The 23,724-nt window shown below is 56.2% G+C and carries 16 protein-coding genes; 9 read left to right on the top strand and 7 right to left on the bottom strand.

Translation table 11 applies throughout. The annotated features are described in order from the left end of the window. Window position 1: 1 nt before the first annotated feature. From rimP to CIK92_RS10400, 4 genes are all read right to left on the bottom strand, one after another. Window positions 2-469: a ribosome assembly cofactor RimP gene (gene rimP, locus CIK92_RS10415; protein ID WP_094386757.1), complete on the bottom strand. Its 468-nt coding sequence runs from the start codon at window positions 467-469 to the stop codon at window positions 2-4. 201 nt (window positions 470-670) lie between these two features. Then, window positions 671-1,678: a 2-oxoacid:ferredoxin oxidoreductase subunit beta gene (locus CIK92_RS10410; protein WP_094389020.1), complete on the bottom strand. Its 1,008-nt coding sequence runs from the start codon at window positions 1,676-1,678 to the stop codon at window positions 671-673. A gap of 18 nt (window positions 1,679-1,696) precedes the next feature. Continuing rightward, window positions 1,697-3,595, bottom strand: a complete 1,899-nt coding sequence (locus tag CIK92_RS10405) for a 2-oxoacid:acceptor oxidoreductase subunit alpha (protein WP_094386758.1) — start codon at window positions 3,593-3,595, stop codon at window positions 1,697-1,699. A 38-nt stretch (window positions 3,596-3,633) separates the two neighbouring features. Next, complete coding sequence (locus tag CIK92_RS10400) at window positions 3,634-5,295, bottom strand: nucleoside kinase (RefSeq protein WP_094389040.1); 1,662 nt, start codon at window positions 5,293-5,295, stop codon at window positions 3,634-3,636. 77 nt (window positions 5,296-5,372) lie between these two features. Between CIK92_RS10400 and CIK92_RS10395 the strand changes: the two genes are divergently transcribed. Continuing rightward, window positions 5,373-7,082: a Na/Pi cotransporter family protein gene (locus CIK92_RS10395; protein WP_022309866.1), complete on the top strand. Its 1,710-nt coding sequence runs from the start codon at window positions 5,373-5,375 to the stop codon at window positions 7,080-7,082. Window positions 7,083-7,820: 738 nt separating this feature from the next. Here CIK92_RS10395 and CIK92_RS10390 read toward each other — a convergent pair. The 3 genes from CIK92_RS10390 to CIK92_RS10380 form a co-directional block, all read right to left on the bottom strand. Further along, the gene (locus tag CIK92_RS10390) at window positions 7,821-9,086 is read right to left on the bottom strand and encodes a Y-family DNA polymerase (protein ID WP_094389019.1); all 1,266 of its coding nucleotides are present in this window, start codon (window positions 9,084-9,086) and stop codon (window positions 7,821-7,823) included. 4 nt (window positions 9,087-9,090) lie between these two features. Next, a complete protein-coding gene (locus tag CIK92_RS10385) occupies window positions 9,091-9,750 on the bottom strand; it encodes a LexA family transcriptional regulator (protein WP_022310450.1) in 660 nt (219 codons plus the stop codon). A gap of 1,405 nt (window positions 9,751-11,155) precedes the next feature. After that, window positions 11,156-13,138 carry a glycoside hydrolase family 97 protein gene (locus CIK92_RS10380; RefSeq protein ID WP_094389018.1) on the bottom strand — a complete coding sequence of 661 codons (1,983 nt, stop codon included), beginning with the start codon at window positions 13,136-13,138 and terminating at the stop codon, window positions 11,156-11,158. A gap of 76 nt (window positions 13,139-13,214) precedes the next feature. Between CIK92_RS10380 and CIK92_RS10375 the strand changes: the two genes are divergently transcribed. The 8 genes from CIK92_RS10375 (at window position 13,215) to CIK92_RS10340 (ending at window position 23,715) form a co-directional block, all read left to right on the top strand. Beyond that, window positions 13,215-13,475 (top strand): hypothetical protein, encoded by a 261-nt coding sequence (locus CIK92_RS10375; protein WP_094389017.1) that lies wholly within the window; start codon window positions 13,215-13,217, stop codon window positions 13,473-13,475. Between the two features lie 30 nt (window positions 13,476-13,505). Beyond that, entirely contained in the window at window positions 13,506-15,734 is a 2,229-nt protein-coding gene (gene rnr, locus CIK92_RS10370) for a ribonuclease R (protein WP_094389016.1), read from the top strand. Then, a complete protein-coding gene (locus CIK92_RS10365; protein WP_094389015.1) occupies window positions 15,731-16,381 on the top strand; it encodes a hemolysin III family protein in 651 nt (216 codons plus the stop codon). Before rnr ends, CIK92_RS10365 begins: the two co-directional genes overlap by 4 nt. A gap of 18 nt (window positions 16,382-16,399) precedes the next feature. Beyond that, window positions 16,400-18,292, top strand: coding sequence for a hypothetical protein (locus CIK92_RS10360; protein WP_094389014.1), 1,893 nt, complete (start codon window positions 16,400-16,402; stop codon window positions 18,290-18,292). A gap of 168 nt (window positions 18,293-18,460) precedes the next feature. Then, window positions 18,461-19,456, top strand: coding sequence for an NAD(P)-dependent oxidoreductase (locus CIK92_RS10355; protein WP_022310457.1), 996 nt, complete (start codon window positions 18,461-18,463; stop codon window positions 19,454-19,456). A gap of 95 nt (window positions 19,457-19,551) precedes the next feature. Beyond that, window positions 19,552-20,466 carry a phosphatase PAP2 family protein gene (locus CIK92_RS10350; RefSeq protein ID WP_094389013.1) on the top strand — a complete coding sequence of 305 codons (915 nt, stop codon included), beginning with the start codon at window positions 19,552-19,554 and terminating at the stop codon, window positions 20,464-20,466. Window positions 20,467-20,490: 24 nt separating this feature from the next. Beyond that, on the top strand, window positions 20,491-21,831 hold the full coding sequence (miaB, locus tag CIK92_RS10345) for a tRNA (N6-isopentenyl adenosine(37)-C2)-methylthiotransferase MiaB (protein WP_094389012.1): 1,341 nt from the start codon (window positions 20,491-20,493) through the stop codon (window positions 21,829-21,831). Between the two features lie 54 nt (window positions 21,832-21,885). Then, window positions 21,886-23,715, top strand: a complete 1,830-nt coding sequence (locus CIK92_RS10340; protein WP_094386768.1) for an ABC transporter ATP-binding protein — start codon at window positions 21,886-21,888, stop codon at window positions 23,713-23,715. The last annotated feature ends 9 nt before the right edge of the window (window positions 23,716-23,724 follow it).

Here is a 23,724-nt window from a genome sequence, read left to right as displayed (position 1 = left end):
CTTATTTGAAACTTATTAAGTATTTAGTATATTTCACCTTATCCATCTGATAGTGATGGTCGACATCCATGAGCTGGGGGCGCTTCTTGCCCTCTACCTTTACCTTCTCGCTCACGCTGACCACAAAGTCGTTGCCGTCAACGCTCTTCAACGTGCCACGCACCTTGATACCGTCGGCATCGAGCACCTCGACCTCTTCGCCAATGAAGTTGATGTATTGCTGGGGAACCTTGAAAGGCTGGCCCAGGCCGGCTGAACCCACCTCAAGCTCGTAATCTTCTTCATCACGGCTCAGATGGTCTTCGATAAACCTGCTCAGCTCTACGCAGTCTTCAATCCACACGCCATCGGCATGGTCGATTTCAACTACGATACGGTTGTCTGTACTAATCTCTACATCCACGAGGAAATACTCCTTATCCTTAAGCCATTCCTCTACTACGCTTTTTACAACGTTTTTATCTATCATACGGTTATTATTAAAAAATGAGGAACTCCGGTTGGAGTCCCTCATTCCACTGAACGATGCAAAGTTACGCATATTTTCCCAACTCTGCAAATGTTTTCGCTTGTTTTTCACCAAGATGCCTTATATTTCACCATCTCGGGGCCGAAGGAGAGTATCTCGGCACCGGCGGCGGTAAGGGCGGATGGTGCGGGGATGACGTTGCTACTTCACCTCCCAGATGTCGTTGGTCTCAAGCAGTTCCTCAAAGTTGTGATAAGGCTTCTGGGCCTTGACTTCTTCCACCTGCTGGTTGACGCAGCTGTCGTAGGTAGGAGCCTCGACATCGCGTATCACGCCGAGAGCCACGGGGAAACCGTGCTCATTGTCCATCATGGCGAGCTTGAGCTGCAGGGTGTTGTCCTCGCAGTGGCTGTCGTGTACGAGGATGTCGTCGAGGGTATAACCGTCGCGTCCAATCTCGACCACCTTGAGTCCGAAGTCTTCCTGCACGAGTCCATATTCATGGTTTTCGCCGAAAACCAGCGGCTTGCCGTCTTCCACGTAGATGGCGTTGCGGCTACGACCTTCGCGGGTATAGATGGGAGCATAGCAACCATTGTTGAATATCATGCAGTTCTGCAGAATCTCGCACACCGAGGCTCCCTTGTGCTGGTAGGCACGCTTGAGGATTTCCACAGTGCCGGCACCGTCGTTGGCCACAGCTCGGGCGAAGAAGCGTCCGCGGGCACCAAAGCAGAGTTCGGCGGGGCGGAAGGGGTCTTCCACCGTACCATAGGGCGAAGACTTGGAGACGAAACCGCGTGGCGATGTAGGACTGTACTGACCCTTGGTGAGTCCGTAGATACGGTTGTTGAGCAGTATCATGTTGAGGTCGATATTGCGGCGCATGGCGTGGATGAAGTGGTTGCCTCCGATGGCCAGTCCGTCGCCGTCGCCGCTAATCTGCCATACGGCGAGGTCGGGGTTCACTATCTTGGTACCGGTAGCAATGGCTGCCGCACGTCCGTGGATGGTCTGCATGGCATAGGTGTTGACGTAATAGGGCAGACGGCTGGAGCAGCCTATGCCGCTGATTACTGCCGTCTGATAGGGAGGAACGCCCAGTTCGGCCATGGCTTTGTGCAGACTGGACAGGAAGAAATGGTCGCCACATCCAGGGCACCATCGTGGCTGCCCTTTCTTGTAATCGTTGGCTGTATATTCGTTCATAATGAATTCTGTTAAGGGTTAAGCGATGATGTTGTCCTCATAGGTGAGGCCGGTCTTGGTGCGGTTGGGCGCAAGCAGTATCTTCTCAAACTCTTCGGTGAGCTCGCTGACCACAAAGGGCTGGCCTTTCACCTTATTATATTGGTAGGGCGAGAAGTTGTTGATGCGTATACGCAGCAGCGCAGCCAGCTGACCCAGATTCTGTTCGGCCACCACTACCTTGGGATAGCGGTTGAGCACCTCGACGGTATTGTGAGGCAGCGGGTTGACATACTTGAACTGTGCCAGTGCCACCTTGTAACCCTTGCCACGCAGTTCCTTGAGCGTGGAGAGCAGATGGCCGTAGGTCGAACCGAATCCCACGATGAGCAGTTCAGCGTCGTCCTTGTCGCCCTGCACCTCGAGGTCGGGCACTTCGATGCGAGCCACCTTGCGCGAGCGCAGATGGTCCATCAGATCGTGGTTCTCGGGCTCGGTCGATATGCTGCCGGTCTTGCCGTCCTTCTCCAGTCCGCCCAGAATGTGTGTATAGCCTTCCTGTCCGGGTATAGCCCAGTAGCGCACACAGGTTTCGGGGTCGCGCTGATAGGGGGTATACCTGTAGCGCTGGTCGCTGGTGGCATAGTGGGGATGTATCTCGGGCAGGTCGTCCATCTTGGGCAGACGCCATGCCGCCGAACCGTTGGCGATGAAGGCGTCGGTGAGCAGCACCACGGGGGTGAGATGCTCCAGGGCTATCTTGGCTGCCATGTAGGCTGCCGAGAAGCAGTCGGTGGGGCTGGTGGCAGCGATTACGGGCATGGGACTCTCGCCGTTGCGGCCGTAGAGCACCTGCAGCAGGTCGGTCTGCTCGCTCTTGGTGGGCAGACCGGTCGAGGGACCGCCACGCTGAACGTCGATGATGACCAGCGGCAGCTCGTCGATGACAGCCAGGTTGATGGCCTCGCTCTTCAGACAGATGCCGGGACCCGAGGTAGAGGTGGCTGCCAGTGCTCCGGCAAACGAGGCACCTATGGCGCTGGCGCAAGCCGATATCTCGTCTTCACACTGCACCGTGATGACGCCACACGACTTGTGCTTGGACAGTTCGTGCAGTATGTCGGTGGCGGGAGTGATGGGGTATGAACCCAGATACAACTTCAGTCCTGCCTTTTCGGCGGCGGCTATCAGTCCGTAGGCGGTAGCCTTGTTGCCGGTGATGTCCATATAGCGTCCGGGCACCTTGGAGTGGGTCTCTATGCGATAGGTGGCGGGCACGCCGGCATGGGTGTTGTGGGCATAGTCGTAGCCGGCATGCACCACGCGTATGTTGGCCTCAGCCACCTGGGGCTTCTTGCCAAACTTATGGTGCAAGAACTCTTCGGCGAGTTCAAGGTTGCGGTCAAACAACCAGCACACCATTCCCAGGGCAAACATGTTGCGACACTTGAGAATGCTCTTGTTGTCCATACCCGAGTCTTCCAGACAGTGTTTCACCATCGTGGTGATGGGGCAAGCCACCACGCAGTCGGGGTCTATGCCCAGTTCGCCCAGATAGTCGTCGGTGAGGAAATCGGCCTTGCGCAGGTCGTTGGGACCGAAACTGTCGGTGTCGATGATGATGGTGGCCTGGGGCCTCGTATACTTGTACTGGGTCTTCAGCGCAGCGGCATTCATCGCCACCAGCACGTCACAACGGTCACCGGGAGTATATACCGTGCCGTCGCCGATGTGCACCTGGAATCCGGAAACACCCGTAAGCGAGCCTTGCGGGGCACGGATGTCGGCAGGATAATCGGGGAAGGTACTGATGTCGTTGCCCACGGTGGCAGAAATGGTAGAAAAGATGTTGCCGGCCAATTGCATGCCGTCACCGGAGTCGCCAGAGAATCTTACTACAACCTGGTCCAACTCTTTGATCACGATGTCTTCTTCCATAACAGGATGTCAAGGTAAAATGAATAACTGTTTTAGTTTTAGTATTTGAATGAACTACCGCCAAGAAACTCGCGCAGCAGACTGGTGGGAGCCAGTTGACGGTAAGAGATAGCATGGAAATAGCGCAGGAACTTGAGCAGGCGGTGTGCCTCGGCATATTCCTCGCAGTTTTCGGGCACCTGCTCGAGCAGCGGTTCAGCCTGCTGCTTGATGACGGCCAGTTCGTAGAGCATGGCACTGTTGAACATGGCGTCGGCATTCTCCTGGTAGGGGAATATCCACCGTTCCTCGCCGGCGCGCACGCTGGGCCAGCGGTGTATGCTCTCCTGGGCGCTTACGCCACGATACTTGTAGTCGCGTATGATGCGGCGCAGCAACCGGTTGTCGGTCGTAGGGATATAGTTGTGCTCGTCGAGCAGGATGGTGGTGAGCGCCGACACATACACGCGGAACTTCTGCTGCTCGGGAATCTGGGCGGTGAGCTCGGGGTTGAGGGCGTGTATGCCTTCGACCACCACTATGTCGTTGGGGCCCAGCTTCAGCCGCTTGCCGCTCTTCTCGCTCTTGCCCGCCTGGAAGTTGTATCTGGGCAACTCTATCTCCTCGCCCTTGAAGAGGGCATTAAACTGCTCGTTGATGAGGGCTATGTTGAGGGCGTGTATGCTCTCATAATCATACTCGCCATTGGCGTCGAGCGGAGTCTTGTCGCGGTCTATGAAGTAGTCGTCGAGCGATATCTGGAGTGGCTTGAGTCCGCAGGTGAGCAGCTGTATGCTCAGTCGCTTGCAGGTTGTGGTCTTTCCCGACGACGACGGACCGGCCAGCAGCACCAGCTTCACATCGTGGCGCGCGGCTATCTGGTCGGCGATGCGGGCTATCTTCTTCTCCTGCAGAGCCTCGTTCACATTGATGATGTCTGTGGCAAACCCCTTGTCCACGGCGTCGTTGAGGTCGCCCACGGTGCGCAGACCGATGATGTTCTGCCACTCGTGGTGCTCCTTGAACACATCAAACATCTTCTGCTGGCGGGGCATTGGGCACAACTGACCGGGATCTTCGCGCGAGGGGACACGCAGCAGCATACCATCGCTGTAGGCCACGAGGTCAAAGAGATAGACCTCACTGGTGCTGGTCAGCAGGGCACCGTAGAAGTAGTCGATGAAGTCGTCTATCTGGTAGTACACCGTATAGAGCTTGCCCTGGCCTTTGAGCAGCTTCACCTTCGACATGTCGCCCTTCTCGCTGAAGAGGCGTATGGCTTCCTCGGCAGTCACCATGCGGCGGCGTATGGGCGTGTCGGCGTCTATTATCTCCTGCATGCGGCAGCGTATACGTGCCACATCGTCGGCGGTAATGCCTCTTCCCAGCTTGACGTGTACATAGTAACCCTTAGACACCGGTATGTCTATACGCACCTCCACATTGCCGTAGAGGTCGTTGATGGCCTTGCAACATATAAAAAATAAGGTACGCGTGTACGTGCGTGACCCCGAGCCCGACCGCATATCCAGAAACTCCACATCCTTGTCGTTGTAGAGCCGGTAGTGCATGCCTTGCACCTTATTGTTTACCCTTGCGCACACCGGACCATGGTCCATTTTAAGCTCCGAAGCAGAAAAAACTTCAGAAAGTGTACTTCCAACGTTGACATTTAAAACTTTTTTATTATTTTTGCAACGTATAAGTAGCATCTGTTTCATCATTGGATAGATTCTTTTGATTGACAGGGCTAAATTAGTAATTATTATCGACTTCTTACAAACTTTTTATCAAAAATATGTCGATTTGGATTTTTTTTAAGCTTATCGGTTCATTAGCCTTGCTTATGTTTGGTATGAAAACGATGAGCGACAGCCTGCAGAAGATGGCAGGACCACAGCTGCGCCATATCCTTGGCGCCATGACAACCAACCGTTTAATGGGCATCCTTACCGGTACGTTTATTACAGCCGCGGTACAGTCGTCTACCGCCACTACCGTAATGACGGTATCGTTTGTCAATGCCGGTTTGCTCACTTTGGCCCAAGCCATCTCCGTCATCATGGGAGCCAATATCGGCACCACGCTTACGGCATGGATTATGAGCGCGGGTTTCTCTTTCAACATTACCGACTTCGTATGGCCGGCTTTCTTCATCGCTATCATCTTGATTTATTCCAAGAAGCGGAAGATGGTCGGCGATTTCATTTTCGGTATCTCCTTCATGTTCCTCGGACTGGGCACCCTGCGCCAGACGGGTATCGACATGGACCTCTCCCACAACCAGGCTGTACTCGACTTCTTCCAGAGCTTCGACCCCAACAGCCTGCTCACCACCGTGACCTTCCTCATCATCGGCAGTCTGCTCACCATGTGTGTGCAGAGCTCGGCAGCCATCATGGCCATCACCATGATACTCTGCTCTACCGGCGTGCTGCCCATCTATCAGGGTATAGCCTTGGTGATGGGTGAGAATATCGGTACCACTGTCACCTCCAATGTGGCTGCGCTCACCGCCAACGCCCAGGCCCGCCGTGCCGCCCTTGCACACATGGTGTTCAACCTCTTCGGCGTGTGCTGGATACTGCTCGTGTTCCGCCCGTTTGTCGACATGGTCTGCGGATTTGTGGGCTACGACGAGTCGCTCCATCAGGGCGACCCCGGCTTCCTCGCCAACGCCGCCAAGCTCAGCTTCGTGCTCGCTGCCTTCCACACCACCTTCAACCTCGCCAACACCTCTATCCTCGTGTGGTTCATCCCGCAGATAGAGCGACTCGTGTGCCGACTCATCAAGCCGAAACCCAATGCCGAGGACGAAGACTTCCGCCTGCGGTTCATCCAGAGCGGTATCATGAAGACCCCCGAGCTCTCAGTGCTTGAGGCGCAGAAAGAAATACAGAGCTACTCGGAGCGTATACAGCGCATGTTTGGCATGGTCAATGAGTTGCTCTACGAGAAGGATAGCGATAAGTTCATCAAGCTCTTCTCGCGCATCGAGAAGTATGAAGGCATATCAGACCACATGGAGATTGAGATAGGCAACTACCTCGACAACGTCAGCGACTCGCACCTCAGCGACGAGACCAAGGCCAAGATACGCGCCATGCTGCGCGAGATAAGCGAAATAGAGTCTATCGGCGACAGCTGTTACAACATTGCGCGCACCCTCAACCGCAAGTTCAAGAGCAAGGAAGACTTCACCGAGAAGCAGTACGACCACACACATCAGATGTTTGGACTCATCGACTCGGCACTTACCCAGATGAACACCATGTTCAAGCGCCACAAGGAGAACTTCGACCCCAACACCTCGTTCAACCTTGAGACCGAAATCAACAACTATCGCGGACAGCTCAAGACCCAGAACATCAACGATGTCAACGAACACGCATACTCCTACGCTTGTGGTACCATGTATATGGATATCATCCAGGAGTGCGAGAAGCTGGGCGACTACATCGTCAACGTAGTCGAAGCCCGCATGGGCGTACGCCAGCACGGCGCATGATGCGGCCCAAAACTCCGCAACCGTCACGGCTCTCATAGAGCCAGTTATCACATACCGCCCACATTCCTACAGCAACCCTGTAGGATGTGCGATTTCCAAGCCCAGGGCAGAGGTGCAACGCGCCTCTACCTTGGGTATATTTATAATAAGGCATAGCAACTCTGTAGGAGTTGCGTTTAGCCGAAGGCGTTACCCCGACGCAAACCCATCGCTACCTATATGTAGGGGAATTATCCAACTGAGTATAACGCCTACGGCTAAACGCAACTCTTACAGAGTAGCAATATTAGTGGGGGCATTACCCAGGGTAGCGGGCCATGCCCGCAACCCTGGGCTATGTAATCGCAACTCCGTCAGAGTTGCCAGAGGTGCGCACCATCCAAATACGGCCCCATCAACCGATTTGCATTTACATTTGAACACCGTGGGAAAATGTGTATCAAACCTTGAAACACTTGTTGGCTGCTCTGCATTATTTATGGCCAACGCTGCAATCCTTATATCCAACTCTGCAATAATAATGACTATCATGGTAATGATTATGATGGCCTCGGGGAACGGCGCGACCGTCCTTAGGGTTGTCGCGACCGCATTGGCTGCCGTAGCGATGGTCATGGCGGGCTCGTGACGGTTGATACGTGGGCACGTGACGGTTGATACGTGGACTCGTTTCGTACGACACGAGGGCTCGTGACTTACGGTGCGTGCCGGCCATGGTGGTCTGCACGGCGCGTGGGGTCATCCCACTACGAGTATGTCTCTGATATCCGTGAGGTAGTTGGGGCTGCGGTGCTCGCATTTCACCTTCCAGGGCTGCTGCTCGTCGCCTTCGGCTGCCAGTCTGATGGTCTTCAGCCCGTAGCGCTGGTTGATGTTGTCGGTGGCTGCCATGAGCTGTGCCCGCTCTGCCCTGTTGGTGATGGGGTCGAAGAGGTCGGCTGTGGCGGCGTGGGCGGCGATGATGTCGCTCACCGTCACCCCTGCCCTCTTGTACATCACCCCGTGGTGGTAGATGTGCGCCAGCGCCTGGAGAGCGGCGGCGGTTATCTCCATGGTGTCGGCCGTATGGGTGAGCAGCGTCACGGTGGCGGCATTGGCATACTGCGCCAGGTCGTCGCGGAAGGCGTTGCTGGCGATAAACACCGTGACCTGTCGCGCCACGGCCTGCTGACCTCTCAGCTTGTTGGCGCACGACGCGGCAAAGGTGGCTACCGCCGACTTGAGCTGCTCCATGCTCTCGACCATGCTGCCGAAGCTGCGCGAGGTGGTCACCGTCTGGTTGCGCCTCACCTCGGTGGTGTCTATACAGGGCTGGCCGTTGAGTTCCATCCATGTCTGCACCCCCGGTTTGGCGAGATGGCTCTTCACCCACGCCTCGCTCTTGTCTGCCAGTTGCAGCGGCGAGTGTATGCCGTAATAGTTGAGCCGCTCCAGCGTACGGCGTCCTATCCCCCACACGTCGGCGAGGTCGAAGAGCTGCAGCGCGCGGCGCCGCTTGTCGTCGCTGTCTATGCAGCACACGCCGTGGTAGCCGCGATACTGCTTGGCAAACTTGCTGCCCATCTTGGCGAGGGTCTTGGAGGGGGCTATGCCCACGCTCACGGGTATGTCGGTCCACAGGCGTATGCGCCCGGCTATGTCGCGCATCATCTCCGCCAGGTTGTGGTGGCGCTCATATCCTCCGAGGTCGCAGAAGCTCTCGTCGATGCTGTAATTCTCGACGCGCATGATGCTCTGCCGCAGTATGTTGGTCACCCGCTTGCTCATGGCGGCGTAGAGCTGCATGTTGGTCGAGAACACTCTGACCTGGTGGCGCTCCACGATGTCGCTCACCTTGAAGAGCGGGTCGCCGCGGCGCAGTCCCACGGCCTTGGCTTCGGGCGTGAGCGCCACGATGCAGCCGTCGTTGCTCGACAGCACGCACACGGGTCGTCCCTGGAGTCCCGGGTGGAACACCTTCTCTACCGAACAGAAGAAGCTATTGCAATCTACCAGTGCCCACATATCGTCAGTCTCTGGGCCGGTGGATGATATACGTCACCGTACCCCATACGCTGAAGGAGTCGGCGGGCGTCACGCGTATCTCGGGGAAGTCGGGGTTGGCGGGAACGAGCCATCCCTCGTCGCCCCGCCGTACAAAGCGCTTGAGGGTGTACTCTCCATTGAGCTCGCATACCGCCACCTCGCTCTCCGAGGGGTTGCGGCGGCTCTTGTCTACGATGACGATGTCGCCCGAGTGGATGTCGGCGTCTATCATCGAGTTGCCCTCGACGCGTATGAGATACGATGCTTCGGGGTTGGGGCAGAGCATGCGCAGGAGGTTGATGTCCTGGCTGCGCTCGTCGTTGTCGAGCGGTATGGGGAAGCCCGCCACCAGCCCTATGTCGAAGTAGGGCAGCGCGAGGTCGTCCAGTTCGGTGGCGCTCACCACGGTGCCCATCCGCCCGAGCGCTGTGGTGGCGCTGGCAGCCTGTCGGATGCATCGGGTGATAAACTCGCTCTTGTTGGGGTGGCTGTCTATCAGCGTCGCCACCTGTCGTGGTGCCCTGAAGGTAAAGAGTTTGCTGTCTGTCGATGGTCGTCCGGCGCCCTCGCGTCGTCCTCCCCGTCGGCTGTTGTGGTTGTCGTTCATATCGCGTATATTGTTTTCACAGACAAAGTTACGCATATTTTTGAATATGTATTACAGAAATCAAACATTTTTTATGATTATCTGCGTTGGGGGTGGTTGTGAGGGTTGCAGAAGGCCGAGATGGGGCTTCTGCGATGGCTGGTACGCACCCCCGGCAACTCTGTAGGAGTTGCGATTACATAGCCCAGGGTTGCGGGCATGGCCCGCTACCCTGGGTAATGCACCCACTAATATTGCTACTCTGTAAGAGTTGCGCTTAGCCGTAGGCGTTACCCGCAGCAGGATAATTGCCAGTAATGGGTTGATGGGAATAATAAGATTGAGTATAACGCCTTCGGCTAATCGCAACTCCTACAGAGTTGCCATCTCTTTTTATATCCTTACCCAGGGTAGAGGAGTTTCGCCCCTCAACCCTGGGCTGGGAAATCGCAACTCCTACAGAGTTGCTGCTGCTGACGGGCCTCCATTTATTATAGATAGTACGCACCTATGCGTCATGTATGGTTAGCACATTGTGGATGGTGCGAACCGATGGGGCATATATGGTTAGTCCGTTGTGGATGGTACGCATCCCCTGGCAACTCTGTAGGAGTTGCCGCTGCTGACGGGCCTCCATTTATTATAGATAGTACGCACCTATGCGTCATGTATGGTTAGCACATTGTGGATGGTGCGAACCGATGGGGCATGTATGGTTAGTCCGTTGTGGATGGTACGCATCCCCCGGCAACTCTGTAGGAGTTGCGATTACATAGCCCAGGGTTGCGGGCATGGCCCGCTACCCTGGGTAATGCACCCACTAATATTGCTACTCTGTAAGAGTTGCGCTTAGCCGTAGGCGTTATACTCAGTTGGATAATTCCCCTACATATAGGTAGCGATGGGTTTGCGTCGGGGTAACGCCTTCGGCTAATCGCAATACTTACAGCATTGCTATACCTTATTGTATATATACCCAGGGTAGCGTGCTTCGCCCGCAACCCTGGGCTGGGAAATCGCAACTCCTACAGAGTTGCTGCTGGAATGGACCTGCTATGCCTTGGGGATGATGCCCATAAAATCAGGCCAATCGCCCAACCCCACATCCATCACAATTATCAACCCCAAACCAATCGGAAACCCCACATCCATCACAAGCATCAACCCCAAACCAATCACCCGCCCCCGCATCCATCACAAGCATCAACCACAAACCAATCACCCGTCCCCGCATCCAGCACAAGTATCAACCCCTAAACCAATCACCGCATCTATATCTGCTCCTACAAAACGAATACGGATATCGCTGATTTGTCTGATATTCTTGGCAAATGCTATCAGGCAAATCAGCGATATCCGTATTTCCATCAGTATCGGCCTCGGGGCAATCGGGCAAACCCGTATGCTACGCCCGAGGCTCTGTATCGGGGCATTCCGCCGTGGCGGAGATAGTGGCGCTCTCCTACTCTACCGCCATGACAAATCCACCGCCGGGGGCGAGGTGCACCTTGAGCTTGCCGTCCTCGGGGATGGTAATCTGGCAGCGCTTGTAGTCTTCTGCCGAACGGTCGGCATTGATGCCGTCGTAGAACGCGTCGGCCTGGCGACCGGCGATGTTGAGCGGCGAGAGGTCGAGGGTGAGGTCGCGCGCGGTCCAGTTGGTGAGCGCACCCACAAACCATTTGCCGTCCTTGCGGCGTGCCACTGCCACATACTCACCTATCTCGCTCTTGAGTGGGATGGTCTCGTCCCAGACAGTGGGCACCGACACGATAAATCGGGTGCACTCCTCTTCCTGGTTGTAGTGGGTGGGCGAGTCGCAGAGCATATTGAGGGGCGAGAGGAAGACCACATACTGCGCCAGCTGGTGGGTGCGGGTGCCCTGGCTCATAGGCCGTGAGTTGTTGGGGGCATAGGTGGTCTGGGTGCCGTTGATCATGGCTCCCTGGGTGTAGTCCATAGGTCCGGCGAGCATGCGGGCAAAGGGTACGGTGACATCGTAGAGAGGCTGGTTGTACTCCTTGATGGTGCACCACTTGGTCTGCTCCTGTCCGTTGACGCCCTCAAAGTTGATGACATTGGGATAGGTGCGGTTGAGTCCGGTGGGCTTGTAGGTGCCGTGGAAGTCGATGAGCAGGTGGTACTTGGCGGTCATCGCGGCGGCACGGTAGTGGAAGTCTACGATGCGTGCGTCGTCGCTGTTGATGAAGTCGACCTTGAAGCCCTTGACTCCCATCTCCGAGTAGTGCTTGCACACGCGCTCCATGTCCTTGTCGAAGGGATAGTAGCCGGCCCAGAGGATCACGCCGACGCCCTTGGCCTTGCCATAGTCTACGATGGCCTTGATGTCTATGCCCGGCACGATGGCGAAGAGGTCGTTGCGACGGCGCTTGGCCCATCCCTCGTCGAGGAGGATGTACTCTATGCCGTGGCGGTGGGCAAAGTCGATGTAGTACTTATAGGTTTCGGTGTTGATACCGGCCCGGAAGTCTACCTTGTATACTCCCCAGTCGTTCCACCAGTCCCAAGCCACCTTGCCGGGGCGTATCCATGAGGTGTCGGCGAGGCGAGAGGGTGAGGCGAGGCGGTATACCATGTCGTTGTCGAGCAACTGCTCGTCGGCAGTGGCATAGCAGATGATGCGCCAGGGGAACTGCTGCTGTGCATGGGCCTTGACGAGATAGTTCTCGCGACCTGTGGGCAGCTGCTCGAGCAGTCGGTAGCCTCCAATCTTGATGCCGCTGGGATAGGGGGCACACACGCCGGTGAGCTCGGGCGTCTTGCCGTTGCCCAGCCAGAAGAGCCCGGGATAGTGCTCGACATCGCTCTCTGCCACGCAGAGCCGCACGCCCTTGTCGGCCTCGACGATGAGCGGGGTGAAGATGAGGCGGGTGTCCATGAGCTGTGACAGCGCAGTGTGGGTATAGTTGTTCTCAAACGAGTTGTGGAGCTGGTCTTCGCGGTCGCCACTGTCGCGCACATAGGGTATCTGCGCTTTCCAGTCGCGGGCAAAACGCATCTGCGCCTGCTCGTCGTTGATGGTAACCTCGCTCTTGAGGGTCGAGGCGAAACGGTAGGCCATGCCCTCGTCGTAGAGGCGGAAGATGAGGTCAAATCCCTCCTTGAACTGGAGGCGCAACTGGTTGTAGCAGTCGCTCACCTCGTTGCGCTTGTAGGCAAAGGCGGCTATCTGGCCGCGGTGGGTTGTCTTCACGGCACGGCGCAGATGGGAGTTCTCGCCCCATGTGCCTCTGTCGGTCTTGAGGGCTATGGCCGAGGGCAGCACGAGCTGCAGGCTGGCGTCCTTGAGACTGTACTTGATGACTGTGCCTACCTCTACCTGGGCGGTAAGCTGCCCGTTGGGCGATGTGACGGTATAGCTCTTGGCCATCATGACCAGCGCCACCATCAGAAGCCACAATGTGGTAATTCCTCTTTTTTTCATGAATTAGTTGTGCTCTGTAAAAGTGGTTATAAATATTCGTATGGGACAAAGTTAGATAAAAAACTTGAATTGCGCGATGCTTTCTGCCAAGAAATTGACTGAGGGCGTGACGATTATGTGCATTTTCCTGATTTCGGCGCGCGTCGGGGGGCTGGCGACGCCATCAGAGGGGCTTGCCGCCACCGTAGGGGCAAGGGCAAGGGGCAAGGAGACGGCCTACACCTTATTAATATATATGGCGGAGGGCGGCATCGTCGTCGCCATAACGGCGGGGCTGACGAGGGGGGAAACGAAATTTTTCAACTTTTTTTTTGTTTTTTCATTTTTTTTTCCTTAATTTTCAATATAATTTTAAAACACTACCATTATGGGAAAAGCAAAGAAAGGCGGGAAGCGCATCACCAAACGGCAGCTGTCCGAGATGCTGGTTAATTTCTTCTCCGCAAATCCGGAACGAGTCTATACATTCAAAGAGATATTCAGAGCCCTACACCTGGACACCCATCCTGCCAAGATGCTGGCGGTAGACACGATGGAAGAGATGGCGTGGGACGACTTCCTCGTGCGCACGTCCATCAACTCGTATCAGCTCAACACCAAAGGCCAGGTACAGGAAGGCGTATTCAGACGGAAGTCTAACGGCAAGAACTCATTCGTACCCTCCGACGGCGAGCAGCCCATCTTCGTGTCGGAGCGCAACTCCATGGGCGCGCTCGACGGCGACAAGGTGAGGGTATCGGTAATGGCGCGTCGCCAGAACCATATCAAGGAGGCCAAGGTGATAGAGATACTGGAGCGCAAGAAAGACACCTTCGTGGGCAAGCTGGTGGTAGGCAAGGACATCGCCTTCCTGAAGACCAACGACAATCTGGCGCGCGACATACTCATCCCCAAGAAGAGGCTGAAGAAAGGTCAGACCGACGACAAGGCGGTGGTAAAGATTGTGAGCTGGCCCGACGAGGAGCACACCAACATGATAGGCGAGGTGGTGGACATCCTGGGCAAGTGTGGCGACAACGATGTGGAGATGAACACCATCCTCGCCCAGTACGGACTGCCCTACCGCTACCCCAAGGCTGTGGAAGATGCCGCCGACAAGATCACGGGCGAAATCACGAAGCAGGACGAGGCTGAGCGCGAGGACTTCCGCAACACCTGGACCTGTACCATCGACCCCAAGGACGCCAAGGACTTTGACGACGCGCTGTCTATCAAGCGTCTCGACAACGGACTCTGGGAGGTAGGCGTGCATATCGCCGACGTGTCTCACTATGTGCACGAGGGCGACATCATAGACCGCGAGGCCGAGCGTCGCGCCACGTCTATCTATCTGGTAGACCGCACCATCCCCATGCTGCCCGAGCGGCTGTGCAACTTCGTCTGCTCGCTGCGCCCCGACGAAGACAAACTCTGCTACAGCGTGGTCTTCAACCTCGACGAAGACGCCATGGTAAGAGACTACCGCATCGTGCATACCATCATCCGGTCTAACCGCAGATATGCTTATGAAGACGCGCAGAAGATACTGGAAGACAACGGAGTGGTGGATGGCACCGGCGAACCGGCTCCCAAGCCCAAGGACGGCAAATACCGTGGCGAGAACGCCGAACAGATAGTGACTCTCGACAGACTGGCCAAGAGGCTGCGCGCTGCCCGGTTCAAGAATGGTGCAGTGAAGTTTGACTCAGAGGAACTGCGCTTCGACATCGACGAAAAGGGCAAACCCATACGCTGCTACTTCAAGCGCTCAAAGGACGCCAACAAGCTGATAGAGGAATTCATGCTGCTCGCCAACAGGACTGTGGCTGAGAGCGTGGGCAAGACGGCGAAAGGCAGGAAGGCCAAAACGCTGCCTTACCGCGTACACGACAACCCCGACCCACAAAAGATGGAGACGCTGCGTGAGTTTATAGCCAAGTTCGGATACAGGGTAAAGACCGACGGAACCAAGAAAGCCATGGCAAAGAGCATCAACCGACTCATGGAGGAATGTGAGGGACATCCCGAGCAGAACTTGATACAAAAGGTGGCGCTGAGAGCCATGATGAAGGCCAAATACACCACCAAGAACATAGGCCACTTCGGTCTGGCGTTCGAATACTACACCCACTTTACCAGTCCCATCCGCCGCTATCCCGACACCATGGTCCACCGCCTGCTCACCCGCTACGCTGAGGGCGGCCGTTCGGCCAACGCCAAGCACTATGAGGAGCTCTGCGAGCACTGCTCTGACATGGAACTGGTGGCACAGAACGCCGAGCGCGACTCCATCAAGTACAAGATGGTGGAATTTATGGGCGACCACCTGGGCGAGCAGTTCGACGCCCACATCAGCGGCATCACAGCCTATGGCATCTATGCCGAGATAGACGAGAACCACTGTGAAGGCATGATACCCATGCGCGACCTGGACGACGACTACTACGAGTTTGACGAGCGCAACTTCTGCCTCGTGGGCCGTCGTCGCCACCACAAGTACCAGCTGGGCGACGCTGTGCGCATCCAGGTGGCCAAGACCAATCTCGAAAAGAAACAACTCGACTTCACGCTTGTCGGCAATGACAAGCCCGTGGTCAAGATGCGCCATAGGAGATGAAGATAAAGTACACGCACACAGAGGAACTCTGGAACTCGTGGAGCCACGCCGGCGGCATCATGCTCGGCGTGGTGATAGGCACCATCTTTCTGGTATGGTGCGCCCAGGCCCACAACGGCTGGGCCACGGCGGGCGTGATACTCTACCTCTTTGGCATGCTCTGCTCCTATACGGCATCCACCGTCTACCACGCCCTCAGCGCCAAGTCTGTATGGAAAGAGCGGCTGCGCCGATGGGACCATGCCGCCATCTACTGGCACATAGCCGGCTCCTATTCGCCCATCACCCTGGTGGCTCTGCGCGATGAGGGCTACTGGGGATGGGGATTGTTTGTCTTCGTGTGGCTCTGCGCCATCACCGGCACCGTCATGGCGTTTCGCAAGCTCAAGGCCCATAGCAACCTCGAAACCCTATGTTTCGTGCTGATGGGCTTGTCGGTGCTGGCAGCCTTCAAGCCGCTGATGGATGCCGTGAGTACCTCGGCAGTGGTATGGCTTATCGCCGAGGGAGTGGCCTATATCACCGGCGCGCTTTTCTATACGCTACACAAGCGGCAGTACAACCATACCATCTTCCACTTCTTCGTGCTCCTCGGTTCGGTGTGCCATATCATCTGTGTATGGGATGTGCTGATGCAGTATATCTAACCCTGTAAAATATAGCTTATGCCCACAATCTCCATTCGACGCAGCCTGTTCATTGCCCTCCTGGGCCTGTCGACAGTAGTCTCCAGCGCACAATCGCGGTTCGACAAGTGGAAGTTACCTTCCTGCACCACCAAGAAAGGCCCCAATGGCCTACAGGGTGTCGTCGACAGCTCTGGCCAATGGGTTGTCCAGCCTTACTTCGATTTCCTCTTCTTCCCCTATCGATGCTATTTAGGCGAGGCACGGTACAAGGGGAGCAACGACTATTATATTATAGACCGCGACTTTAACATTGTGGGAAACGGCCCTTATCCCTTTGCCGATATTACGCCCTACTACATTATCATCAATGACCACCCCAACTGCTATGTTATCAATGCCCGAGGCCAACGCATCAGCGACATTTATAGTGAGATAAAGATATGGGACTATGGCACCGACTGGGAGGGCGAACTGCTCTTCTGCCGACGCAAGGACAATGGCAAATGGGACATACTGGGTGCCGACATGCAGCGCATAGGCAACGGCCCTGTAGATGGAGACCGACAGTATGGTGACCGTATGTACGATGTATGGCCATACCCTCTGCGCAACAACGCTGACGGTCACAACGAGAATATAATAGGGCTGATACGCTTTGTAAAGGACCGCCACTACGGCCTGATGAACATGGCCGGCGAGGTCATAGTGCCTCCCATATACGCCGATATAGACAACCTGTATCTGGATGATGACATCTACACCCAAACCAAGTACAAGGGCACTCAGTGTACACCCGAACAGATTGAGCGGACGGCTCTCTTCACCTGCAAGACCGACCGGGGCACCATCGTGGTAATCGATGCCATGGGGCAGACGGTCATCCCGGAGCAGAAGAGGCCCAAGCACATGGTCAAGCACATGGCTAAGAACATGGCCAAGTACCTGGGCCCCTATCTGGCACGTGCCAACGACAACGACAAGCTGTGGCAGTCGCGGATAACGGCTCCCTTCTACGAGTTCATCGCCCGTGTAGACAAGTGTTTTATCACCGAGATACCCAAGACGGCCAAGACGCAGAACCTGCTGGCCATGGCACAGGCCGACCAGGCTCAGAAAGACCGATTGCTGGCTCGGCAACAGCGCAAGGAGACTGCCAATAGGCAACGACAGCAGGCACAGGCGCGGAATGGAAATCGCTCTACTTCCACGCAGACTCCACGCAGTGCGGCCACGCAGTCGCAGGCTAAACGTCACGTGGCGCAGACATCGGCAGGCATCGTCCATCCCGCCTTCGGAACCTTACCCGCTTCCAACACCACTTACTTCTATGCCAAATCGGGCGGCAAGGCTGGCGAGGTGAGCCTCAACATCACGGGCCACGCCAATGGTGGCTGCTGGATACAGCTCCGAGCTTACAACCTGGGTATCCTTGCCCGCGATTTCGGCCCCGACAACGTGAAGTATGAGAGCGACTACATCGTCGTGGGTGGACGTTTCTACCAACCGGGATTCCTTAGTTATAGCCAGGGCGCCTACATCGATGCGCCGACCATAAAGATAGCCAAAGACTGGAGCCACATTATCTATATCCCGCTCAAAGGGCAGCAACAACTGTACGACCGCCCCATTGCCGAGTCGGTATACAGGCAACATGAAGCCAACATCAACCGATACAATGCCCAGCATGGTCTGTTCGAGTATGACGCTAACCACCAGCGACAGGAAGCTGAGTACAATAACCGCCGCGCCCAGGAGATGCGAAGCAACAGCCCGTCGAGCAGTGGGCAGCAGCGGAAAAATACCCGCAAGCCGGCTGGAAAGAAGATGGACGTGCGCGTTGACGAGCCCAACTATACCGGCAATACCGAGCGCGCCTGGTGCGAGCAGTGCCAGAAGTGGGACATTCCCCATCGTCATATCAAGAAGTAGCCACTATCGCCACCACCGCCAAGACGCCACCCACAGGCATGGAAGACAGGGAGCGCAAGCCCCCAAATGTGGTGGCGAATGGGGCAAAAACCAACAAAATGGTGCAATTATTTTGTAATACGCTTATTTTCATGTAATTTTGCATACTGATTACATAATTCACCATTAATGAACATACTTATAACGGGTGCGAGCGGCTTTATAGGCAGCTTTATCGTTGAGGAGGCATTGCGCCAAGGCATGGAGACCTGGGCAGCCGTGCGCCCATCGAGTTCGCGTAAGTATCTCGCCGACCCACGTATCCACTTTATCGAGCTGGACTTCTCGTCGCAAGAGCGATTGGAAGAGGCGTTAAGCACCCATTCCTTCGACTATATCATCCATGCCGCCGGAGCCACGAAGTGCCTCAACGAGGACACGTTCTACGAGGTCAACACCGAGGGAACCAAGCGGCTGGTCAAGGCGATACTCAACCTGCAGATGCCCATCCACCGCTTTGTTTATCTCAGTTCGCTCAGCGTGATGGGAGCCATCCGCGAAGAGCAGCCCTATCAGGAGATAACCGAGCACGACTACCCCCGCCCCAATACTGCTTACGGCAAGAGCAAACTCAAGGCCGAAAGGTTCCTCGAGTCCGTAGGCAACAATTTTCCATACGTCATTCTCCGACCCACGGGCGTCTATGGCCCTCGGGAGAAAGACTACTTCATGATGGCGAAATCCATCAGCAACCACATCGACTTCGCCGTAGGCTTCCAGCGTCAGGACATCACCTTTGTTTATGTCAAAGACGTGGTGCAAGCCATATTCCTCACCCTCGACCACGGCATGAACGGTCGCAAATACTTCCTCAGCGACGGCAATGTCTATCGTTCGTCCGATTTCAGCAACCTTATCCGTAAGGCATTGGGCAACCCCTGGTGGATACGCATCACTGCGCCGGTTTGGGTGCTGAGGATTGTGACATCCATAGGCGAACTCGTGGCGCGTTCCACCGGACGCATCTCAGCCCTCAACCACGACAAGTTCAACATCCTGCGCCAGCGCAACTGGCGTTGTGACATCGAGCCCACTATGGACGAACTGGGCTACCACCCCCACTACGACCTCGCCCGCGGCGTGGCCGAAACCATAGACTGGTACAAGAATGAGGGATGGCTCTGATGCCATCGGCTTGCATATCATAATACATACAAGAAGTGAAAAAACTGTTAGATTATTTCCGCATAGAGAAACAGCCGCGCCGCGGACTCCTGGCGATGGAGTGGGTGGTGCTGGGCTATCTGGTGTTTACCCTGCTCTTTATCCTGTTTACCTATACCAAGCTCGCCAACCCCGACTCGATGATTTGGGGCCGCATGCGCGTGGTGGCGATGATGGCTGCCCTGTGGACAGTCTATCGCATCGTGCCCTGCCGTGCCACTATGTTTGCCCGAGTTGTGGGACAGATGGCGCTGCTGGCATGGTGGTATCCCGATACCTATGAGCTCAACCGCGTGCTGCCCAATCTGGACCACGTCTTTGCCCAGTGGGAGCAGGCGCTGTTTGGTTTCCAGCCCGCGCTGGTGTTTGCCGAGAAGTTCTCCTCGCCCGTCATCTCCGAGCTGATGAGCATGGGCTACGCCGCCTATTACCCCATGATAGCCTGCGTGGCTCTGGTCTATTTCCTCCGCCACTATGCCGAGTTCCAGCGTTGCATCTTCGTCATCATGGCATCGTTTATGGCCTTTTATGTCATCTTCGACCTGGTGCCGGTCGTAGGCCCCACCTTTTATTATAAGGCGGTAGGTCTGCGCCATATCGCCGAAGGCGTGTTCCCCAACCTGGGCCACTACTTCAGCACCCACACCGACTGCCTCGCCACTCCGGGCTATACCGACGGCATCTTCTACCAGATGGTCGAAGACGCCAAAGCCGCCGGAGAACGCCCCACGGCAGCCTTCCCCAGCTCTCATGTGGGCATATCCACCGTGTGCATGCTCCTGTTGTGGCATGTGCGCAGCCGCAAGCACCTGATATGCCTGCTGCCGCTCTACGTGTTCCTCTGCCTCGCCACGGTCTACATCCAGGCCCACTACGCCATCGACGCACTGGCAGGTCTGGCCACGGGAGCCCTCTTCTTCGCCCTGTTCATGGCCGTTTCGCGCGGCATGATTGAACGCAGACACAGATAGAAAACCTATAGAATATTCAAGATAATGAAACAACTGTATATAGAGACCTACGGATGCCAGATGAACGTGGCAGACTCTGAGGTGGTGGCTTCCATCATGAAGATGGCGGGCTATGACCTGTGTGACAATGAGGCCGACGCCGACGCCATTTTCCTCAACACCTGTAGCATACGCGAGAACGCCGAAAACAAGATATACAACCGCCTCGAGACCCTCCATGCCGAGCAGAAGAAGGGCCGCAATCTCATCCTGGGTGTACTGGGATGTATGGCAGAGCGCGTCAAGGACGAACTCATTGACCACCACCACGCCAATCTGGTATGCGGACCCGACAGCTATCTCAATCTGCCCGACATGATGGCGCAGTGCGAGAACGGCCACAATGCCATCGACATCGCCCTGAGCAAGACCGAGACCTACCGGGATGTAATCCCACAGCGTATAGGCCTCGCCCACATCAGCGGATTTGTCAGCATCATGCGCGGATGCAACAACTTCTGCCACTACTGCATCGTGCCCTACACCCGAGGCCGCGAGCGCTCACGCGATGTCGACAGCATCCTGCGCGAGGTTGCCGACCTGCGCGACCGGGGCTTCCGCGAGGTGACGCTGCTCGGCCAGAATGTCAATTCCTATGGACTCTCGCCCGCCGGCAAGCGCGAGGAGGGCTCCACATCCTTCGCCCAGCTGCTGCGGCTTGTGGCGCGCTCGGTGCCCGATATGCGCGTGCGCTTTACCACCTCCAACCCCGAGGATATGACCGACGACATACTCTACGCCATCGCCGAGGAGCCCAATCTCTGCCACCACATACACTTCCCGGCACAGAGCGGCTCCAACAAAATACTCCATCTGATGAACCGCAAGTACACCCGCGAGGACTATCTGGAGCGCATAGCCGCCATACGGCGCATCATACCCGACTGCGGCATATCCACCGACCTCTTTGTGGGCTACCACGACGAGACCGAGGAAGACCACGAGCTCACCCTCTCGCTCGTACGCGAGGTGGGCTTCGACAGCGCCTTCATGTTCAAGTACTCCGAGCGCCCCGGCACCTACGCCTCCAAGCATCTGCCCGACAATGTGCCCGAGGAGGTCAAAATTGCCCGACTCAACCAGCTCATACAGCTCCAGACCGAGGTCAGCGCCGAGCAGAACCGCAAGGATGTAGGCCGCGAGTTCGACGTGCTGCTCGAGAGCGTGAGCAAGCGCAGCCGCGAACAGCTCATGGGACGCACCCCGCAAAACAAGGCGGTAGTTGTGGACAAGGGCACCCACCACGTGGGCGAAACCATACGCGTGCGCATCACCGGCAGCACCAGCGCCACACTCTTCGGCGAAGAAATACACGCCGAGGCGTAAAAAACATTACCCCTTTTGTTGTTTTATATTCATAAATGACATACCTTTGTAATTATGAAAGAGTTTTTACAAATTATCAGACGGTTCGTACCGCCCTATAAGCGTTATCTGGTAGGCTCGGTGATATTCAATATCCTGGCAGCCATACTCAACATCTTCTCGTTTGCAGCCATCATCCCCATCCTGCAGATACTCTTCGACGTCAAGGGACATGCCACAGCCACCCACCTCATGGATTGGGGCAGCGGTAACATCAAGGACGTGCTGTCCAACAATGCCGACTACTACGTGCGCGAACTGATCAGCATCACCAACCCCGTGACCACTCTGCTGCTGATAGGTCTGATTCTCACCTTCATGACCTTCCTCAAGACGGCAGCCTACTTCCTGTCTTCGGCAGCCATCATACCTATGCGTACAGGCGTGGTGCGCGACATCCGCAACTCGCTGTACAAGAAGATAACCTCGCTGTCGCTCGGCTTCTTCAGCGAAGAGCGCAAGGGCGACATCATCGCCCGCATGAGCGGCGACGTGCAGGAGATTGAGAACAGCATCATGGCCTGGATAGACATGCTCATCAAGAACCCTATCCTTATACTCTTCTACTTCTGCGCCCTGCTCTTCATCTCGTGGAAGCTCACCCTCTTCACCCTCTGCTTCGTGCCCCTCTTCGGATGGTTTATGGGCGTGGTGGGACGCAAGCTCAAGGCCAGCAGCATCAAAGTCCAGGCGCTATGGAGCGACACCATGAGCCAGGTCGAGGAGACCCTCGGCGGACTGCGCATCATCAAGGCCTTCTGCGCCGAGGAGAAGATGAACCAGCGTTTCGACCGCACCAACTCCAGCTACCGTGACAACCTCGCCCGCGTGCAGGTGCGCCAGCAGGCCGCCCACCCCATGAGCGAGTTCCTGGGCACACTCATGATAGTCATCGTGCTGTGGTTTGGCGGCATCATGGTACTGCGCAGCCACGTCATGACGGGCCCCACATTCATCTACTACCTCGTCATCCTCTACTCCATCATCAATCCGCTCAAGGAGTTCTCGCGCGCCAGCTACAATATCCCCAAGGGTCTGGCCAGCATGGAGCGCATCGACCGCATACTCAATGCCGAAATCGACATCCGCGAGAAGAGCGACCCCGTACACATCAGCGGGCTGGAGCACCAGATTGAGTTCCGCCACGTGTCCTTCCGCTACGACCAGCAGTGGGTGCTGCGCGACATCAACCTCGTCATACCCAAGGGCAAGACCATCGCGATCGTGGGACAGAGCGGCTCGGGCAAGTCTACCCTGCTCGACCTCATCCCCCGTTACTACGATGTGCAGGAGGGCGAGGTGCTCATCGACGGCATCAATGTCAAGGACCTGGGCATACACGACCTGCGACAGCTCATCGGCAATGTCAACCAGGAGGCCATCCTCTTCAACGACTCGTTCTACAACAACATCACCTTCGGCGTGAGCAACGCCACCAAGGAAGAGGTAGAGCGCGCCGCACGCATAGCCAATGCCTATGAGTTCATCACCGAGTCTGAGCACGGCTTCGATACCAACATCGGCGACCGCGGCGGACGACTCAGCGGCGGACAGCGACAGCGCGTCAGCATAGCCCGCGCCATACTCAAGAACCCGCCCATACTCATCCTCGACGAGGCCACCTCGGCGCTCGACACCGAGAGCGAGCGACTGGTTCAGGAGGCGCTGGAGCGACTCATGAAGACGCGCACAACCATCGCCGTAGCCCACCGACTCTCTACCATCAAGAGCAGCGACGAAATCTGCGTGCTCCACGAGGGCCGTATCGTAGAGCGGGGTACCCACGACGAGCTGCTCCAGATAGACGGCTATTACAAGAAGCTGCACGACATGCAGCAGGTTTAACCCCACGAC

Source organism: Prevotella sp. P4-67, from assembly GCF_002251325.1.
Lineage (GTDB): Bacteria > Bacteroidota > Bacteroidia > Bacteroidales > Bacteroidaceae > Prevotella.
Note: the sequence above shows the minus strand (reverse complement) of the source record. Positions and strands in the feature narration are given on the sequence as shown.

What these genes read in the sequence shown, in the direction of transcription:
- CIK92_RS10365 (WP_094389015.1), top strand. Translation starts at nt 15,731, where the DNA reads ATGAAGATAAAGTACACGCACACAGAGGAACTCTGGAACTCGTGGAGC.
- CIK92_RS10390 (WP_094389019.1), bottom strand. Translation starts at nt 9,086, where the DNA reads ATGTGGGCACTGGTAGATTGCAATAGCTTCTTCTGTTCGGTAGAGAAG.
- CIK92_RS10340 (WP_094386768.1), top strand. Translation starts at nt 21,886, where the DNA reads ATGAAAGAGTTTTTACAAATTATCAGACGGTTCGTACCGCCCTATAAG.
- CIK92_RS10395 (WP_022309866.1), top strand. Translation starts at nt 5,373, where the DNA reads ATGTCGATTTGGATTTTTTTTAAGCTTATCGGTTCATTAGCCTTGCTT.
- CIK92_RS10350 (WP_094389013.1), top strand. Translation starts at nt 19,552, where the DNA reads ATGGAGTGGGTGGTGCTGGGCTATCTGGTGTTTACCCTGCTCTTTATC.
- miaB (WP_094389012.1), top strand. Translation starts at nt 20,491, where the DNA reads ATGAAACAACTGTATATAGAGACCTACGGATGCCAGATGAACGTGGCA.
- CIK92_RS10375 (WP_094389017.1), top strand. Translation starts at nt 13,215, where the DNA reads ATGCTTTCTGCCAAGAAATTGACTGAGGGCGTGACGATTATGTGCATT.
- CIK92_RS10400 (WP_094389040.1), bottom strand. Translation starts at nt 5,295, where the DNA reads ATGAAACAGATGCTACTTATACGTTGCAAAAATAATAAAAAAGTTTTA.
- CIK92_RS10355 (WP_022310457.1), top strand. Translation starts at nt 18,461, where the DNA reads ATGAACATACTTATAACGGGTGCGAGCGGCTTTATAGGCAGCTTTATC.
- CIK92_RS10385 (WP_022310450.1), bottom strand. Translation starts at nt 9,750, where the DNA reads ATGCGTAACTTTGTCTGTGAAAACAATATACGCGATATGAACGACAAC.
- CIK92_RS10380 (WP_094389018.1), bottom strand. Translation starts at nt 13,138, where the DNA reads ATGAAAAAAAGAGGAATTACCACATTGTGGCTTCTGATGGTGGCGCTG.
- CIK92_RS10410 (WP_094389020.1), bottom strand. Translation starts at nt 1,678, where the DNA reads ATGAACGAATATACAGCCAACGATTACAAGAAAGGGCAGCCACGATGG.
- CIK92_RS10360 (WP_094389014.1), top strand. Translation starts at nt 16,400, where the DNA reads ATGCCCACAATCTCCATTCGACGCAGCCTGTTCATTGCCCTCCTGGGC.
- rnr (WP_094389016.1), top strand. Translation starts at nt 13,506, where the DNA reads ATGGGAAAAGCAAAGAAAGGCGGGAAGCGCATCACCAAACGGCAGCTG.
- CIK92_RS10405 (WP_094386758.1), bottom strand. Translation starts at nt 3,595, where the DNA reads ATGGAAGAAGACATCGTGATCAAAGAGTTGGACCAGGTTGTAGTAAGA.
- rimP (WP_094386757.1), bottom strand. Translation starts at nt 469, where the DNA reads ATGATAGATAAAAACGTTGTAAAAAGCGTAGTAGAGGAATGGCTTAAG.